Consider the following 1,600-nt stretch of genomic DNA (forward strand, 5'->3'; position numbering starts at 1 on the left):
CTTCGGTGACACCGTAGTCATTATCGATGAAACTCCTTCTAGATCAGAGCCTCACACACAAACTTCCTGACACCCTCGATTCGCTTGCCACAAAGACACCCACACACCACCAACCAGTCCTTGTTGCGGTCACGTCGTGGAAGAATCAACCCCACAGACCTAACACGCCCCCACACCAGCCACGTGAGGGAAAACGGGGAACCCGACGGAGGCGCGGACAGAGGGGTTAGTCGTAGACCTTCGAGCGGTGCCCAACGTCAACCACAACGACGACAACACGCGCGTCCACAATGTCAGCAATGATCCGATAGTCCCCCACACGCCAGCGCCACAAACCCGACTTATTGGCTGTTAACGCCTTACCTCGTAACCTCGGATCCTCAAGGGCGCCAACCTCCCGCAGAAACTTACTCACCCTCCGCTGCTCAGCCTTATCGAGCTTCTTAAACGACTTCACCGCCCGAGGAGAAAAACTAATCTCCCAAGCCACACTCGCGCTCCAGCTGACTCAACGTCACGGTTCCCAACTCCCCGCGACGAACCTGAGCAGCCTCCTCCTCCAAGCGATACACATACTCCAGGTCAGCCAGATGTGCACTCAACGCTTCCCGGAGATAAAACGAACCCGGCCGCCCCGTACGTCGCGACAGCTCATCCAAACGCCGCTTCTGCTCATCATCGATACGCAAGCTAATCACCGAACCACTCATGTAAACATGTTTACAGGTTATGCGAGCAAGAATCAAGAGCTCGTCACAGCCACTCAAGCAGCCGACGAGCCAACCTAAACTGATGGTCAAAACACGCGAACTACTACGCAACCGGGACTCGTGTATTCCCCACGGCCTAGCACCCTTTTCCCGGCCAACCCCACTGAAGGAGCCACGGTGGGGAAGTAGATGCCAGGAAGGGTGAGGGGATTAACTGCCCCAAAAGGGGCAGGGGAACCGTGTATTGCTGGTGCTGTTGCAAAGTTGGGGCAGTAGGAAGACCGGCGTGGAATAATCAGGTCCATGGGCATCTTCTCCGGTCGGCAGTTCCCTCGTGAAATCATCCTGTGGGCGGTGCGGTGGTACTGCCGCTAGAGAGTGTCCGATTGTTTGTGTGCGGGGGCTTGGTTTACAAGTAGTCCGCGAATCGGTCGGGGTATGCCACAGCTAGTTGGTTGATGGCTTGTTTCCACCCGGTGGCTTTCGCCCCTTCAACATAGCCGTTGCATTCGATGTCGCGCTTTGCTTTCTTCGCTCGCTGGGCAGCGCGCTTGTCTTCGATGTTGCAGATCATCAGCCACAGCGTTTTCAGCGCCGCGGTGTCGTTCGGGAATTGCCCGCGGTTACGGGTAGCTTTACGCAGTTTAAGCGTTGAGCGATTCGATCGAATTCGTGGTGTAGAGCACCCGGCGGGCCGCTGGCGGGAACTGTAAAAACGGCACGAACCGGTCCCAGGCGTCGCGCCAGACTTTGACCGATTGCGGGTATCTCTGGCCCAGTTCACTGGCTTCGAACGCGTCCAGGCTGGCACGTGCGGTGTCCTCGTTGGCGGCCGTGTAGACCTCACGTAGCGCACGGGAGACAGATTTGCGGTCCTGATGCGACACCCA

The 1,600-nt window shown here is 57.3% G+C and carries 2 protein-coding genes and 1 pseudogene; all 3 read right to left on the reverse strand.

Annotated elements, in window-relative coordinates:
• Nucleotides 1-226: 226 nt before the first annotated feature.
• The gene (locus tag QP997_RS09660; protein ID WP_284846997.1) at nucleotides 227-457 is read right to left on the reverse strand and encodes a type II toxin-antitoxin system RelE family toxin; all 231 of its coding nucleotides are present in this window, start codon (nucleotides 455-457) and stop codon (nucleotides 227-229) included.
• A 16-nt stretch (nucleotides 458-473) separates the two neighbouring features.
• Nucleotides 474-710: a type II toxin-antitoxin system RelB family antitoxin gene (gene relB / locus QP997_RS09665; protein ID WP_284846998.1), complete on the reverse strand. Its 237-nt coding sequence runs from the start codon at nucleotides 708-710 to the stop codon at nucleotides 474-476.
• Between the two features lie 409 nt (nucleotides 711-1,119).
• Nucleotides 1,120-1,600, reverse strand: a pseudogene (locus QP997_RS09670) (transposase); the annotation flags it as partial.

It is taken from the genome of Corynebacterium sp. MSK039 (genome assembly GCF_030232315.1).
GTDB lineage: Bacteria > Actinomycetota > Actinomycetes > Mycobacteriales > Mycobacteriaceae > Corynebacterium.

Bases quoted from the DNA above. Each gene is read 5' to 3' on its own strand.
- relB (WP_284846998.1), bottom strand. From the start codon at position 710: ATGAGTGGTTCGGTGATTAGCTTGCGTATCGATGATGAGCAGAAGCGG.